The organism is Oryzibacillus soli (genome assembly GCF_051594765.1).
Taxonomy (GTDB): Bacteria; Bacillota; Bacilli; order Paenibacillales; family NBRC-103111; genus Paenibacillus_AR.
The window spans coordinates 25292-41364 of the sequence record NZ_JBPPGJ010000014.1; the positions used below are offsets into that span (position 1 = coordinate 25292).

Here is a 16073-nt window from a genome sequence, read left to right on the forward strand (position 1 = left end):
CAATGCAATAACTCTTGACAAAAACGTGAACTCACGTACTATATAAGTATAGAGATCAGATGACCCACTACTTGTCAATCCATTCCATTGGGAGATTTTATGGATTTTTCTGGAGAGGATGATCAGATGACGGGATCTTTGATCCTGAGTTTCCCATCAAACTGAGGTGTTGCTATGGAGTACTCTCGGGTGCAGACCAAGAAGATATACGAGCTGGTGGCCGATCAGATTCGGGACCGCATCCAGCGTGGAGAAGTGAAGCCCGGAGATCGGCTGGAGTCCGTCGAGCAGCTAGCCAAGCGCTTCCAAGTAGGACGCTCCACCATCCGCGAGGCCTTGAGCGCCCTTCGGGCCATGGGCCTTGTGGATATTCGCCAGGGAGAAGGCACCTTCGTGACCGGCTTCGACCTGTCTCGACTGGCGGAGCCCATAGAAGATTTCATCATGATTAATAAGAAGGAAATGCTGGAATTTTTCGAGGTCCGCAAGATTATCGAATCCGGTGCCGCCTTCATGGCCGCCTCCAAGCGGAAACAGGAGCATCTGGATGCCATGCAGGCTTCGCTTGTTGCTATGAGCAAGGCTACGGGGGGAGACAATCTGGGGGAGACCGCGGACGCCAACTTCCACATGGCTATTGCCGAAGCCACGGGGAACAGCGTGCTGCTCCGGATGATGAACCAGATCTCCGACACCCTCCGCGAGACCATGAAGGAGAGCCGCCGGCTCTGGCTGTTCTCCGAGGATTCCACCCTGGAGCGACTGTATCAGGAGCATACCTCCATCTACCGGGCGATCGAGGAGATGAATCCTCCGCTGGCCGAACAGCTGATGCTGGCCCATCTGGTGAAGGTGGAGAATCTCTTAATCCGCTTCAACCAAGAGGAAGAACTGGCGTAGGGGACCTGAATGGCTTCTTCGCACCTTTAATCATCATGTCATCTGATGACCAGATTTTGGCGAACTCTCTTGGTTTGAATATCTATGTAAGCGATCCCGCACCATACGATCCTCTGAAGGAGGCTGACGAAGTGAACGTATCCTTGTTCATTACCTGCATATCCGACGCGATGTATCCCAACGTGGGCAAGGCGGTGGTCCGGATGCTGCGCCGGTACGGCTGCAAGGTGGATTTTCCCCAGGACCAGGTCTGCTGCGGCCAGCCCGCCTACAACAGCGGGTATCACGAGGATACCAAGAAGGCTGCGAAGCAGCTGATCCGGGCTTTTGAGAAATCGGAGTATGTGGTGGCTCCTTCCGGCTCCTGTGTCTCCATGGTAAGGCACCATTACCCGAACCTGTTCGCAGCCGATCCCGAATGGCGCGGCAAGGCCCAGGCCCTGGCTGACAAGATGTTCGAGTTCTCCGAATTTATGGTCCGGGTGCTCGGGATTACCCAGGTGGAGGCGGAGTATGAAGGCATCGCCACCTACCACTGCTCCTGCCACATGACACGGGGCCTCGGCGTCGTCTCCGAGCCGATCCAGCTGGTGCAGGGCATCGATAAGCTGAAGTATGTCGACCTGCCGTATAAGAACGATTGCTGCGGCTTCGGCGGCACCTTCGCCGTGAAGATGCACGACATCTCCGGCGAGATGGTGGACGAGAAGGCCAAGCATATCATCGAGACCGGCGCCAACATCCTGCTGGGCTCGGATATGGCGTGCCTGATGAATATCGAAGGCCGTCTCCGGCGGCTGGGCCACGACGTGAAGGCCTACCACGTGGCGGAGCTCTTGGACGAGGGGGTGAGACGCTATGAATCCAAACGAGCTGGCTCCCTTAAGTGAACGGGTCGACAAGGCGATCCGGGATCCTTTTCTGAAGAAATCGCTGGCTAACGCCCAGGAGCGCTTCCGCACCGGCAAGGCCAACGCCGCGGAGGCCCTGGGCAACCTGGAGGAATGGCGCGTTCGCGCCGAAGCCATCCGCACCCACACCGTCTCGCATCTGGACTATTACCTCGATAAATTCTCGACGAATGTGGAGAACAACGGGGGCAAGGTGTTCTTCGCGGAGACGGACGAGGAAGTGGTCCAGTACATCCTGGATCTGGCCCGGGCCAAGCAGGCGAAGACGGTCATTAAGGCCAAGTCCATGGTGTCCGAGGAGATCCACCTGAACAAGCGCCTGGAGGAGATCGGGGTCGACGCCATCGAGTCCGACTTGGGTGAATACATCATCCAGCTGGCGAATGAGACGCCCTCCCACATCATCGTGCCCGCCATCCACAAGAACCGCAAGCAGGTGGCGGAGCTGTTCTCCAAGGCGTCGGGCCAAGAGCTGCCAGAGGATACGAAGCAGCTGACCCAATACGCCCGAACCGTCCTCCGGGACAAATTCCTGAAGGCCGACATCGGTCTGTCGGGCTGCAACTTCGCCGTGGCCGAGACGGGCTCCGTGGTACTGGTGTCCAACGAGGGCAACGCCCGCCTGTCCACCACCATCCCCAAGACCCACGTTGTGCTCATGGGCATGGAGCGGATCGTCCCCGGCTGGGAGGAGCTGGATACCGTCCTTTCCCTGCTCCCCCGCTCTGCAACGGGACAGAAGATCACAAGCTACGTGACGGCCATCAACGGGCCGCGCAAGCCGAACGATGTGGACGGACCCGAGGAGCTGCACGTCATCATCGTGGACAACGGCCGGAGCAACGCTCTCGGTACGGAGTATCAGAAGATTCTGAACTGCATCCGCTGCGGCGCCTGCCTGAACGTCTGCCCTGTCTACCGCCACATCGGAGGCCATGCCTACGGCAGCGTCTACCCCGGCCCCATCGGGGCGGTGCTGACCCCGATCCTCCAGGGCTTCGAAAACTGGGAGAAGATGCCTTACCTGTCCAGTCTGTGCGGAGCGTGTACGGACGCTTGTCCGGTGCGGATCCCCCTCCATGACTACCTGCTGGACCTCCGGAAGGATGAGGTGGAGGAGAAACGCACACCGGCGGTGGAGCGGCTCATCTTCAAGGGCTTCGGTACGGCCATGGCGAACCCGTGGATGTACAAGACGGGCATCAAGCTGGCCAAGTACGGCCTGAAGCCGTTCAAGGACAAGGACGGCTACATCCGGAAGGCGCCGAGCCTTCTGGGCAAATGGACCAAGGCCCGGGATCTGCCGGCCCCGCCGATGCAGACGTTCCGCGAATGGTGGAACGAAGAAGGCAAGAATGGAGGCGATACCCCCGATGGCAAATAAAGAGCAGTTCCTGAACAAACTGGCCTCCAAGATGGGGCGGGACCGGATCCGGACCACAGAGGACCCCAAGTGGCTGCGCCACCCCTGGGACCACCTCCACAAGGAGCTGGACCAGGCAGGTCTCGTCACCCAATTCGGCAGCGAGCTCATGAAGCTGGGCGGCATCGTGGTGCCCGTGGCGGACGAGGCCGAGCTTGGCCGGGCCATCGGCGCCTACCTGAAGGAAGCCGGAATGACCCGCCTCATGGCATGGCCCGCTGGAGACATGGTGAAGGGTTCGGACCCGACGGAGCAACTGGCGGAGGAGGGCATCGAGGTCAGCTACTGGAGCGAGGACGGGGACCGGGACGGGCTGATCCGCCAGGCGGAGAGCAGCCAAGCGGGTCTGGTATACGCCTCCCACGGCGTGTCCGAGACCGGCTCCATCGTGCTCTACAACCGGGGAGACCGGGGGCGGCTGGTCAGTCTCTTGCCCAACCAGTTCCTGGCTGTGGTCCGGGCCAGCACGGTCGTGCCGCGGATCACTCAGGTTCTTGGACAGATGGCCCCCCGGGCCCGCGAATATTCCTGCGTCAACTTCATCACCGGCCCCAGCCGGACCTCTGACATCGAGATGGATCTGACCATCGGGGTGCACGGTCCGGGGCGGATTACGATTTTCCTGATCGAGGACATCTGAAGCCAAGATCCGCGCTTCCTCTACAACTGCAGGCTTCACCGGGGAGCCTCCCGCTCCCCTTCTTATAGCTTTATCATTCTATTCGGAGAGGTGCAGCCGACCATGACATGGAAGCAAATCATTGACCCTGTTGCGGATAACCTGGTTCTTTCAGCACTCGTTGCTCTGATCCCTACCCTTTATTTCTTTTGGGCTTTGGCGGTCAAGCGGATGAAAGGGTACATCGCCGGCACCACGACTCTACTACTCTCCATTGTAGTCGCCCTGATTTTCTACCGCATGCCCGTCTCCATGGCCGTCATGTCTTCCCTGCAGGGCGCGTTATACGGCCTCCTGCCCATCGGCTGGATCATCATCCCATCCGTATTCCTATACAAGCTGACCGTGAAGACCGGCCAATTCGAAATCATCCGCTCCTCCATCGTGACGATTACGGAAGACCGTCGTTTGCAGGCATTGTTGGTAGCGTTTTCATTTGGTGCGTTCCTGGAGGGTGCCGCAGGGTTCGGTGCTCCCGTGGCGATTACCGCCGCGCTGCTCGTAGGCTTGGGCTTCAACCCGCTCTATGCGGCCGGGTTGTGCCTGATCGCCAACACCGCTCCCGTCGCCTTTGGCGCCATCGGCATCCCGATCATCGCCATGGAGGGCCCGACGGGCATCCCCGCCATCGAGATCTCCAAGATGGTCGGCCGCCAGCTGCCCTTCCTGTCCCTCTTCGTCCCGTATTATCTCGTCATCATGATGTGCGGCTTCCGCAAGGCCAATGAAGTGCTTCCGGCCATCTTCGTCACCGGCGGAGCGTTCGCCCTGACCCAGTTCCTGTCCTCCAACTTCATGGGACCAGAGCTGCCGGATATTCTGTCCGCCCTCGTTTCTCTCGTCGCCCTGACCCTGTTCCTGCGTGTGTGGAAGCCGAAGACCATCTACCGCTTCGCCCACGAGGAATCCGCGCCCGGCGTGCGTGCTCAAGACCGGCCGAAGTATACGGGCGGGCAGATTTTCCGGGCATGGTCGCCGTTCCTGGTGTTGACCGCTTTGATCTCCGTGTGGGGCGTTCCAACATTCAAGAAAGCGCTTACCGGAAAATATGACGGCGCCAACGAGCTGCTCCGCTGGATCAGCAAGTGGCTGGGCCACCATCTGACCTTCTATCCGAACGTGCCGGGGCTTCACAACCTGGTCATCGGGCTGAACGGGAAGCCCATCGCCGCCCAATTCAAGCTGGAGGTGCTTGGCGCTGCCGGCACGGCCATCCTGCTGGCCGCCATCGTCACCAAGTTCATCGTCGGCATTTCCTGGTCCAAGTGGTTCGTCACCTTCGGCGAAACCATCAATGAGCTGAAGTATCCGGTCATCAACATCATGGCGGTGGTCGGCTTCGCCTACGTCACCAATGCTTCAGGCATGAGCGGCTCCTTGGGCAACCTGCTGGCCAAGTCGGGTCCGCTGTTCCCCTTCTTCTCCCCGTTCCTGGGCTGGCTCGGCGTCTTCATCACCGGCTCGGACACCTCGTCCAACCTGCTGTTCGGCAACCTGCAGAAGGTGACGGCCCAGAGCGTCGGCATGGACCCGACCCTGGCCGTGGCAGCCAACACCAGCGGCGGCGTGACCGGCAAGATGATCTCGCCACAGTCCATCGCCGTCGCCTGTGCATCCGTAGGCCTGAACGGCAAGGAGTCGGACCTGTTCCGCTTCACCGTCAAGCACTCCTTCATCATGGTCACCATCATCGGCATCATCACCTACGCCCAGGCCACCATCCTGACTTGGATGATTCCATAAAAGATGCTTTACAAAGAGCCGCTTCCTTTCGGGGAGGCGGCTTTTTGCGCTGCTTGTACATATTCCCTGCCCGCCGGGCGGAAAATAGCCGCATGACCGGAGGTTCACCGGCGTGCCGGTACAGGATTACGGAAGGAGGCTCCGCTTCAAACGATGATCTACATTCAGAACGCCGCACCAGTCGGCGGTTCGCTGCTCTTGTCCGCAGGATTGGCTCTGATCCCCATCCTGTATTTCTTCTGGGCGCTGGCGGTCCGGCGGATGAAGGGGTATGCCGCCGGCTTAAGCACCTTGGCCATCGCATTTGCCATTGCCGCAGGGGTCTACCGGATGCCCGCATCCTCCGCCGTAATGGCTGCTCTCCAAGGAGCCGTCTACGGTCTCATCCCCATCGCCTGGGTCATCATTCCCTCGGTGTTCTTGTACAAGCTGTCGGTGAAGAGCGGCCAGTTCGAAACGATCCGCGCCTCCATCGTCTCCATAACCGAGGACCGGCGGCTTCAGGCACTGCTGGTCGCCTTCTCCTTCGGCTCCTTCCTGGAGGGAGCCGCCGGCTTCGGGGCTCCTGTCGCCATCTGCGCCTCCCTCTTGGTGGGGCTGGGCTTCTCTCCGCTTCTGGCGGCCGGGCTCTGCCTCGTCGCCAATACGCCTCCGGTGGCCTTCGGCGCCATCGGCATTCCGGTGCTGGCCATGGAAGGGCCCACGGGGGTGTCGGCACTGGACATCTCCCGGATGCTGGGGAGGCAGCTGCCCCTCCTGGCGGTGGTCATCCCCTATTATTTCATCGTGCTGATGGCCGGCTTCCGGCGGGCCAACGAGGTGCTGCCCGCCATCCTGGTCAGCGGCTTCAGCTTCGCCGCCGCCCAGTTCGCCACGGCCAACTATCTGGGCCCGGAGCTGCCGGATATCGCCGCGGCGCTGGTCTCGCTGGTGGCCCTGACCGTGTTCCTGCGGTTCTGGAAGCCGCGGACCGTCTTCCAATTCGGCGGGGCGGCGGCAGGCGGAGCATCAGGGGCGGCGGCCGCCCGCAAGCAGGAGTCTCCGGCACGCCGCCGGACCCCGGCGGGAGGCGTGCCGAGCTTCTACCGGGCGGAGGAAGCCCCCGCTCCCTCCGCCCTGCACGTGGCCGATGGGGAGAATGAATTCCCCATCGAGCTGGCGGATTCGGCGGCTCTGCCGAATCCTGATCCTGCCGGCGCTCCCCCTCCGGGCTCCGGCTACATCCGGCTCCGGGATACGGAGCTGGCCGAGGAGATCGCCATGGGGGGCGGAGGGTTCTCCAGGGCCGCCGCGCCGCCGGGGCCGCCGAGATTGACGGCGGGGAAGGTGCTTACGGCGTGGTCGCCTTTTCTGGTGCTGACGCTGATGATCTCCCTCTGGGGCCTGCCCGCCGTGAAGCTGGCGCTGTCCGGCACCTACACCGGCACCAATGCCTTGCTTCGTGGCCTTAATGCGGCCGGTCATGCCCTCTCCTTCCATCCGGCCGTGCCCTGGCTTCACAACGTGGTCATCGGGGAGGACGGAAAGGCCATGGCGGCCTACTTCAAGGTGGAGCTTCTCGCCGCGGCGGGCACCGCCATCTGGGGAGCGGCTCTCATCACCCTGTTCATCTACCGGCTGTCCCTGCCCATGTGGCTTCGAACCTTGCGCGAGACGGCGGGCGAGATGAAATTTTCCATCCTCACCGTCATGTCCGTCATCGGCTTCGCCTATATCGCCAACTACTCGGGACTTAGCGCCACCCTGGGGCATACGCTGGCTCTGACCGGAGCCCTCTTCCCTCTCTTCTCCGCGCTGATCGGCTGGCTCGGCGTGTTCATCACCGGCTCGGATACGTCCGCCAACCTGCTGTTCGGCAACCTGCAGAAGGTGACGGCCGACCGGGTGGGCATGGAGCCGGTGCTCGCCTTGGCCGCCAACACCAGCGGCGGGGGCACGGCCAAGATGATCTCGCCCCAGTCCATTGCCGTGGCCTCAGCCGCGGTAGGCTTGAACGGACGGGAATCGGAGCTTCTGCGGTTCACCTTCAGGCACAGCGTCATCCTGCTGATCGTCATCTCCCTCTTGACCTTCCTGCAGAGCAACGTGCTGGGTTGGATGGTGCCTTAATCTGGTGTTCGCTAGGCAGTGCCTCCGCTGCGCGGTATAATTCCTGTAAGTGGGAAATGGCAGGGAGTGATGATAGCTATGAAACAATCGGGCGAGGCCTATCTTAGGGAAGTGGTGCTGATGCGGGAGCAGGTACCCACCTTCGGGCAGTATCCGTTCCACCTCCCGCCAATCCGGGATCTGGAGCGGCTGCCGCTGCATCCCAAGGTGACCTACATCGTCGGGGAGAACGGCATGGGCAAGTCCACTCTGATGGAGGCCATCGCCGCCGCATGGGGCTTCAACCCGGAGGGCGGCACCAGGAACTTCAACTTCTCCACCAAGGCCACCCACTCCGCCCTGTTCGAATATCTCCGGCTGGTCCGGGGACCCCGGAAGCCCCGGGACGGGTTCTTCTTCCGGGCCGAGAGCTACTACAATGTGGCCTCGTATATCGAGGATTTGGAATTGATGGACTCCTACGGCGGACAGAGCCTGCACGAGCAATCCCACGGGGAATCCTTCTTCGCCGCCTTCCTGCACCGGTTCGGCGGTCGGGGTCTCTATATTCTGGACGAGCCTGAGGCCGCACTCTCGCCCCTCCGGCAGATGTCGCTCTTATCCCGCATCCATGAGCTGGTGCAGCAGGATTCCCAATTCATCATCTCCACCCACTCCCCCATCCTGATGGCCTATCCGGATTCGGTCCTATACAACCTGACCGTAGACGGAATCGAGGCCCGGAAGCTGGAGGAGACGGATCATTACATCATCATGAAGCAGTTCCTGAACAACCGCGAGCGCATGCTCCGGGAATTGTTCGGGGAGTAACCGGCGGGAAATGAGCCGGCGCAGCAAAAAGCCTCCGGCCCTGCAAGGGCCCGAGGCTTATTGGCGTTCCATCGATTGAATCAGCTGCTCGCTGGACATGTTGAACGGCACGTTGATCCGCTTCAGCAGGTGGGTGCTCTTGGACAGATCGGACACCCCGTCCTCCACGGTCAGCGAATATTCGAAGCCCAGCTCCTTGATGATCTCCTCCGCGTCCTCGTTGTAGTAGCCATACGGATACGTGTAGACGCTCACCTTGGTGCCCAGCTTCTTCTCGATCTCGTTCTTCAGCTTAAGCGTGTCCTTCTTGAACCGCTCGCGGTACGCTTCCCGGGATTCGCCGGCATGGGGCTTGACCCCCTGCTCCGTATCGGTCTGGTTGTGCAGATCGTACGAATGGTGCTCGATCTCGACCAGCCCGGACTTGACCATCTCCTTGGCCTCATCCCAGGTAAAATGCCGCCGGATCGGCGTAATGCCGTCCATATGGGTCTTCCGCCCGACGGACCAGCCGATGATGGAGATAGTGGCCTTCATGTTCAATTCCTTCAGGAGCGGATACGCAAATTCATAGTTATTATAATAGCCGTCGTCAAAGGTAACGAGAACCGGCTTGGCCGGCAGCGGCGCCTTGCCCTTGCGGGCCTCGTCGATGTCCTTGAAGAGAATCGGAGTATAGCCGTGTTCCCGGAGTGCGACCAGATCCGACCGGAGCTTATCCGGCCCGACGGTGCCGTAATCCCACGTCAGCGGATCCGGATTGATCTCGTGGTAGAGCAATATGGGAATGCGGGCGGGAGCGGCGACGGGAGCGAGAGCCGGCTCCGAGCAGGCTGCAAGCCCAACAGCAGTCAACAACAGAAGCAGCAGAACCGCGAACAATTGGGCTCTGCCGGGTACATATCGGTTCATGAGCGTTCGAATTCCAATCATCCCAATCTATCCTGAAATAACGATATCCGGAAGGGCCAGGCCACAACGGACTGACTCCATTGTACAGAACCTGCCGGAGGATGACAATCTTCGCTTTATACCAATTCCAAAAGCCGCCAATTTCCCCCGCTGTCCTTGGACAGGAACCAGATGTGCGAGAACACGCCCTCCGGAAGCACCACCTCGTCCCGCCTCGCCAGGAAATCCTCCATGCCGAAGCCGGGCGACGCGTTGCGGATCAGGAGTGCGATCGGATAATCCATGCTGTACGAATCCCGCTTGCCCACCTTCTTGCGGATCAAGAGGTTAAGCTCCCGGAGCAGCACGTCAAAATCCCCCGGCCCCACCGCCGCAGGCGGCCGCCCGTGATTCAGCACCCGCATGGCCTCCTCCTGGCTGGAGAACAGGTGCGTGATCTCCACGCCCAGCTTGCGGCGGAGCCCGCCCTTCTCCTCCAGCACGGAGTCCGGCCGCTCCTGCTGGTACAGAAGCCGGTAGCCCGCCCCCGGAAATTCCCGGTTGTACAGCCCGATGAAGAGGCGGATCGCCTGCCGTTCCCAATCTCTCTTCTCCCTGGAGCGGTCGGTCATGACCATCGGATTCCTCCTGTCGAGATTCATTGATTATTAAGAGCCTGCTCCCCGGTACCGCTTCACCCCGAAGTTCCACAAGAGCATGGCTCCCCCGAAGAACACGACGCCCACCACCGGAGTCAGAAGAGCCATGCCCCCCCACTCCGCTCGGTCCAGATAATAAGCAGCCGGGTAGAAGCCCACGAATGCAAACGGCAGAACCCCCGTCAACAGCACGGTGATCAGCCGGTTATAGATGGTGATCGGATATCGGCCGTAATTCTGGATGTTCCAGACCAGCGGCAGAATGCCTGTTGGCGCGTCCGTGAAGAACGAGATGGATGTGAAGGCGATATAGATCCCCGCATACACGAGAATGGAGCCCGCCACCAGCAGGATCAGCACCAGCGGATCGGTCCAGGTCCAGTCCACGCCCAGCGACGGCCACGTCCAAGCCATAATGACAAGGCCTACCACGGAGCCCGCCATGGACGGCGGGTCCAGATTTTCCAGGATCAGCTGGATCAGGTTGTAAGCCGGCCGGGTCAGCACCCGGTCCATCTCACCCTTAACGATATACCGCTCCGTGAAGCCCCACAGATTGAAGAAGCAGGTAAAAATTCCGTATGGCACCATAAAATAGCCGTAGACGAACAGCATCTGGGACTGGGTCCAGCCGTCCAGCAGGTTCGTATGCAGGAACACCACCAGGAGGAAGAACAGGTTGACCCCCTGGAACATCAAGTCCGACAGGATCTCCACCAGGAGGTCGGAGCGGTAGGTCAAGCGGGTTTTCATATAGTTTTTGAAATAATCCCAGAACAATGCAGGATAGAACATTCTTCCTCAACCTCCTTGAACGAACAGCCGCCGCCGGGACAGCTGCCACATCACAGCCATAGGCACGATCAGCACGACGAACCACAGCGCCTGGACTCCCAGCACGTTCCCGATGCCGATGCCGCCCGTCTTACCGGAGAACACCGCCGCGGGCAGGTAGGTGATGGCTTGGAAAGGCAGCAGCCGCAGCACGGTCTCCGCCCAGCCCGGGAAGAAGGAGACGGGAATGATAAGGCCGGAGAAGAGGTCCACGAGCACCCGCTTGAAGCGCATCATGCCTTCGTTGTTCTCCACGAAGAAGGCGAAGAGTCCGGTCAGGATGTTGATCTGCGAGTTGATCAGGAAGCTGAACAGCAGCATGGTCAGAAAGGCTACCCACAGGACCGGATCCCGCGGCAGCGCCACCGGGAAGAACAGCCATACCAGCACCATGCCCGGAGTGGAGAAGAACAGCAGGCGGAACAGGCCTTCGCCCAGGCCCTGCATCATTTTTACAACTAAATAAGGATAAGGGCGAATAAACTGTATAGCGACGCTTCCGTCGCGGATCTCGTTGGCGATCTCACGGTCCAGATTATTGAAATAGAAGGCGCGGGCCATCCAGGCCACGGCCACGTACGTCGTCATCTGGGACAGGTTCATCCCGCCGAGCCCCTCGGCTCCCGAATAGATGGCGTGCCACAGGAAGTATTGGGCCCCGATGTTCACCATATAGATCAGGATGCCGCTGTAATAGTTCATCCGGTAAGCCAGCATGGACAGGAATCGGATGCGGATAAAATCGGCGTACGCGCTGATCATGAGCGCCCACTTCCTTGTCCAACAGGCTCCTCGGCTGTGTCCCCGGCGGATGCTTCGGCAGCGGCGGTTTCGGCGGTTTCGGTGGCTTCCGCGCCTTCACTGCGTTTCGCGGCACTGCCGGACTTGTAGATCTCCCGGACGATGTCGTCGGTCTGGGTCTCGATGATCTTGATGTCCGCCAGATCCGCGGCGCCGACGACGCGTCCCAGCACCTCGGAGACGTTGGTCCGCTCCTGAGGCACCCATACCCGGGCGGTGAACTCATTTTCCTTGGACCACTCCACCCCCAGGTCGTGGGTCAGCTGATGGAGGGCGATCAGGTCGACGGGGGCGCCGTAGGTTAAGACCAGCTCCTTGCCCTTGCCCCAGCGGGACTTCAGTTCGTCCAAGCCGCCGTCGTAGATGATGCGTCCGTCGTCCAGCATGATGACCCGGGAGCAGAGCGCTTCAATATCCTGCAGGTCATGGGTGGTGAGCAGAATCGTCGTTTCGTACCGCCGGTTCATATCCTTCAGGAACTCGCGGATCTCCGTCTTGACCATAATGTCGAGTCCGATGGTCGGTTCGTCGAGGAACAGGATGGACGGATTATGCAGCAGGGACGCCGCCAGCTCGCAGCGCATCCGCTGTCCCAGGGACAGCTTGCGGACGGGCCGGTTCAGGAGCTCGGACAGCTGAAGCCGTTCGACCAGCTCGTCGAGCCGCTTCTTGAAGTCGGCTTCGCTCACGCGGTACACCTTACGGAGCAGTTGGAAGGACTCGATGACGCCGATGTCCCACCAGAGCTGGCTGCGCTGGCCGAACACGACTCCGATGCCCCGGACGAACTCCTCGCGCTCCTTGAAGGGCACATAGCCGTTGACCCGGATCTCTCCGGAGGTGGGCACCAGAATGCCCGTCAGCATCTTGATGGTGGTGGACTTGCCGGCACCATTCTCGCCGATGTAGCCGCAGATTTCCCCCTGGGGAATTTGGAACGAAATATCGTTAACGGCGGTGATGCTCCGGTATTCGCGCCGGAACAGATCTCGCAGGGCTCCGGACAGGCCCTCCCGGTTCTGCTGGACCCGGAATTCCTTGCGCAGTTGCTTAACATCAATGGCCCACATAGATGGAGCGGTCTCCTTTCGCCTGCAGGTGGCAATTTTCGTCAATGATGACGTGAAGTTCCTGCTAATATACGGTATAATCGGACAAGATGCCATTCACAATAACCCCATGTTTGTCCGGACCGCGTCAGATGAAACTTTTTCTTGGCGATTCGCGTCTAATCATGCAGGTCCGGTGTGAAGGAAGCTTTTTCCGTTCATACTATGAGTTCTAAGCCTATGGTTTATCATACAACAACCCCTTGCAAAAGGAAAAAGAACAAGCCCGGAATGTTGGATCGAAAGGAGCGCACTCATGCGTAAAAAAATCATGTGGTCCTTAATCGGAGTCGCCGTGGTCATACTGGGTTTTGCCGGTTATTATGCTTATTCCTTCTGGTCGTTCGCAGATAAGATATCCACCGATTCCGGCGAATCCCGGTTCCACTTCCCTAAGATGACGAACACCGCCAAAGGAAGCGAGAGCCTGGCTCCTCCCAAGTGGGAGGGCAAGGAACGGGTCAACATTCTTCTGTTAGGCGGAGACTCCCGGGGCCTGCAGGCCAACGAGATTCCCCGGTCGGACTCCATCATGATCGCATCGCTCGATCCGGTTTCGAAGAAGTCCTATCTGTTCTCCATTCTCCGGGATACCTATGTGAAGATTCCCAACAACGGCATGGACCGGATCAACACCGCCATCTCCACCGGTGGCCCCGAGCTGGCCATGAAGACCGTCAGCAATCTGATGGGCATTCCGATCCAGTATTATGTGTACACGGATTTCAAAGGCTTCATCGCATTGGTGGACGCGCTGGACGGCATCGATCTGGAAGTGGAGAAGGACATGCGCTATACCGATGCCGCGGACAATCACGAGTACGACATCAATCTCAAGAAGGGCTTCCAGCACCTGAACGGCAAGACCGCCTTACAATACGTGCGGTTCCGCCACGATGCAACCAGTGACTTCACCCGCACCGAGCGCCAGCGGAAGTTCATGAAAGCGGTGGCCGAGAAGCTCCAGTCCACTACCTCGCTTATCAAGCTGCCGAAGATTCTGTCCAGCATCGATCCTTATATCGAGACGAATCTGTCCGTCACTCAGATGCTGAAGCTGGCCTCCCTCGGCTTCGAGGTGAAGACCGACGGCATGGTGAGCCAGCAGATTCCACCTCAGGATCTCTTGGAGGAGAAAGTCGTGGGCGGCGCCCAGGTGCTGGGAATCGATCCGGCCAAGCTGCAGCCCTTCATCAAGGAGCTGTTCGGCGAGCCGGCCGCCACGTCCCATCCCGCCTCCGGCAGCGGCAAGCTGAGCTTGGGTGCGGAGACGGGTGTGATCAACGGCGGTGCGGCGCCTTCCAAGGTACCTGCGGCGGCGACGAAGAAGCCGGTGACCACCCCCAAGCCCACGGTACAAGCGACGCCGAAGCCTACGGTGAAGCCTGCCGCCACTACGGAGACCAAGACGGGCGAGGAGCCCGTGAAATCCAGCGCGGCTCCCAGTCCGGCCGCTACGAAGGCCCCGGCGGCTAGCCCCAAAGCCAGTGCCGGGACAAGTGCCGGTACCGGCTCCGCCAAGCCTGCGGCCGGTGCGGCTACTCCAGCGCCTACGCCCAAGGCCAGTGCCGGGACGGCCAACCCCTAAGCGATCCTGCGGGATGAATTCCTGCTGGTACTTATAGAAGGAGAGAGAAACCATCATGGCTACACGCAATCGTTCTGAGGCGCTTTATAAGGAAGCGCTGGAGCACATCGTCGGAGGGGTGAACAGCCCCTCCCGTTCTTTTAAGGCGGTGGGCGGCGGAGCCCCGGTCTTCATGAAGCGGGGCGAGGGCGCCTACTTCTGGGATGAGGACGGCAACCGCTATATCGACTACCTGGCGGCCTATGGGCCCATCATTCTGGGACATGCCCATCCTCAGGTGACGGAGGCTATCTGCCGAGCCGCCCAGAACGGCACCCTGTACGGGACGCCGACGGAGCTGGAGATCACCTTCGCTCGCACGTTGAAGCAAGCCATCCCGTCCATGGACAAGGTCCGCTTCGTCAATTCCGGCACGGAGGCGGTTATGACCACCATCCGGGTGGCCCGGGCTTATACCGGCAAGACCAAGATCATCAAGTTCGCCGGCTGCTACCACGGCCATTCGGATCTGGTGTTGGTGGCGGCGGGCTCCGGCCCCTCCACCTTGGGCACTCCGGACAGCGCCGGCGTGCCGAGCAGCATCGCCCAAGAGGTGATCACGGTGCCGTTCAATGATCTCAAGGGGCTGGCCGCCGCCTTGGAGCGTTGGGGCGACGACACCGCCGCGGTGATGGTGGAGCCCATCGTGGGCAACTTCGGCATGGTTATGCCGGAGCCGGGCTTCCTCGAAGGGCTGTGCCGCCTGGCGCGGGAGCACAAGGCCCTCGTCATCTATGACGAGGTCATCACGGCGTTCCGCTTCCATTGGGGCTCCGCCCAGACCTATGAGGGTCTGCTGCCCGAGGCGGTTCGGGCGAGCGGCGATGAAGCCGCCAAGAAGGCCGCGTTCGCGGCCATCGAGCCCGACCTGACCGCGCTCGGCAAGATCATAGGCGGCGGGCTGCCGATCGGCGCCTACGGCGGGCGGGCGGAGATCATGTCGCAGGTGGCGCCCCTGGGTCCGGCCTATCAGGCCGGGACCATGGCGGGCAACCCTGCGTCGATCTCCGCGGGCATCGCCTGCGTGGAGACGCTCCGGGAACCGGGCGTCTACGACAGGCTCGATGCCCTGGCCGCGCGCCTGTGCGCCGGCCTTGCCGATGCCGCCGGGGCGGCGGGCGTGCCGCTCACCATCAACCGGATCCGCGGGGCCTTCTCGACGCACTTCTGCGGACATCCCGTCCGCAATTACGACGAGGCCCAGGATACCGACGGTGAGCGCTTCGGCGAGTTCTTCCGCCTCATGCTCGAGCGGGGCATCTGCCTGGCCCCGTCCAAGTACGAGGCGTGGTTCCTGACCACCGCCCACACGGAAGCCGACGTGGACGCCACCATCGCCGCCGCCCGGGACGCCTTCCGGATCATGGGCAGCCGCGAGTAATCCTCTTAAAGCCTTGTCTCCCATTCCGTCTGACGGATGGGAGGGACAAGGCTTTTTTTGTCCGCCAACAGCAGCTAGGTGCGCCGGCACCTTATTTTACACCCACCGGTCCTCGGGTGGACCTTGGCTCGGTTAAGGCGCCTGAGCACCTTATCTTCCGCCGCTCCCTCCTCTCCGCCGCGTTAAGGCTTCTCAC

12 protein-coding genes and 3 pseudogenes are annotated in these 16073 nt (G+C 60.8%); 10 read left to right on the forward strand and 5 right to left on the reverse strand.

The features are described from left to right. Positions 1 to 189 precede the first annotated feature (189 nt). The 8 genes and pseudogenes from ACSEXW_RS18830 (at position 190) to ACSEXW_RS18865 (ending at position 8575) form a co-directional block, all read left to right on the forward strand. Entirely contained in the window at positions 190 to 900 is a 711-nt protein-coding gene (locus ACSEXW_RS18830; protein WP_438447720.1) for a FadR/GntR family transcriptional regulator, read from the forward strand. Positions 901 to 1031: 131 nt separating this feature from the next. Further along, entirely contained in the window at positions 1032 to 1790 is a 759-nt protein-coding gene (locus ACSEXW_RS18835) for a (Fe-S)-binding protein (protein ID WP_438447721.1), read from the forward strand. Then, complete coding sequence (locus ACSEXW_RS18840) at positions 1759 to 3195, forward strand: LutB/LldF family L-lactate oxidation iron-sulfur protein (RefSeq protein WP_438447722.1); 1437 nt, start codon at positions 1759 to 1761, stop codon at positions 3193 to 3195. The genes ACSEXW_RS18835 and ACSEXW_RS18840 overlap by 32 nt, the downstream gene beginning before the upstream one ends. Next, positions 3185 to 3874, forward strand: a complete 690-nt coding sequence (locus ACSEXW_RS18845; protein WP_438447723.1) for a LutC/YkgG family protein — start codon at positions 3185 to 3187, stop codon at positions 3872 to 3874. The genes ACSEXW_RS18840 and ACSEXW_RS18845 overlap by 11 nt, the downstream gene beginning before the upstream one ends. 102 nt (positions 3875 to 3976) lie before the next feature. Beyond that, positions 3977 to 5656: an L-lactate permease gene (locus ACSEXW_RS18850; RefSeq protein ID WP_438447724.1), complete on the forward strand. Its 1680-nt coding sequence runs from the start codon at positions 3977 to 3979 to the stop codon at positions 5654 to 5656. 153 nt (positions 5657 to 5809) lie between these two features. Further along, positions 5810 to 6685, forward strand: a pseudogene (locus tag ACSEXW_RS18855) (L-lactate permease); the annotation flags it as partial. 255 nt (positions 6686 to 6940) lie between these two features. Continuing rightward, a pseudogene (locus ACSEXW_RS18860) lies at positions 6941 to 7765 on the forward strand (L-lactate permease); the annotation flags it as partial. A gap of 120 nt (positions 7766 to 7885) precedes the next feature. After that, positions 7886 to 8575, forward strand: a complete 690-nt coding sequence (locus ACSEXW_RS18865; protein WP_438447852.1) for an AAA family ATPase — start codon at positions 7886 to 7888, stop codon at positions 8573 to 8575. A gap of 57 nt (positions 8576 to 8632) precedes the next feature. On the opposite strand, the gene ACSEXW_RS18870 is transcribed toward ACSEXW_RS18865, so the two are convergent. The 5 genes from ACSEXW_RS18870 to ACSEXW_RS18890 form a co-directional block, all read right to left on the reverse strand. Then, positions 8633 to 9508, reverse strand: coding sequence for a polysaccharide deacetylase family protein (locus ACSEXW_RS18870; RefSeq protein WP_438447725.1), 876 nt, complete (start codon positions 9506 to 9508; stop codon positions 8633 to 8635). A gap of 95 nt (positions 9509 to 9603) precedes the next feature. Then, positions 9604 to 10104 (reverse strand): hypothetical protein, encoded by a 501-nt coding sequence (locus ACSEXW_RS18875; protein ID WP_438447726.1) that lies wholly within the window; start codon positions 10102 to 10104, stop codon positions 9604 to 9606. 30 nt (positions 10105 to 10134) lie between these two features. Next, complete coding sequence (locus tag ACSEXW_RS18880) at positions 10135 to 10920, reverse strand: ABC transporter permease (RefSeq protein WP_438447727.1); 786 nt, start codon at positions 10918 to 10920, stop codon at positions 10135 to 10137. Between the two features lie 6 nt (positions 10921 to 10926). Beyond that, a complete protein-coding gene (locus tag ACSEXW_RS18885) occupies positions 10927 to 11721 on the reverse strand; it encodes an ABC transporter permease (RefSeq protein ID WP_438447728.1) in 795 nt (264 codons plus the stop codon). After that, positions 11718 to 12830 carry an ABC transporter ATP-binding protein gene (locus ACSEXW_RS18890; RefSeq protein WP_438447729.1) on the reverse strand — a complete coding sequence of 371 codons (1113 nt, stop codon included), beginning with the start codon at positions 12828 to 12830 and terminating at the stop codon, positions 11718 to 11720. The genes ACSEXW_RS18885 and ACSEXW_RS18890 overlap by 4 nt, the downstream gene beginning before the upstream one ends. A 295-nt stretch (positions 12831 to 13125) precedes the next feature. On the opposite strand from ACSEXW_RS18890, the pseudogene ACSEXW_RS18895 reads away from it, so the two are divergent. Beyond that, positions 13126 to 14109 (forward strand): annotated as a pseudogene (locus ACSEXW_RS18895) (LCP family protein); the annotation flags it as partial. Positions 14110 to 14512: 403 nt separating this feature from the next. Continuing rightward, a complete protein-coding gene (locus tag ACSEXW_RS18900) occupies positions 14513 to 15877 on the forward strand; it encodes an aspartate aminotransferase family protein (RefSeq protein ID WP_438447730.1) in 1365 nt (454 codons plus the stop codon). Positions 15878 to 16073: the final 196 nt, after the last annotated feature.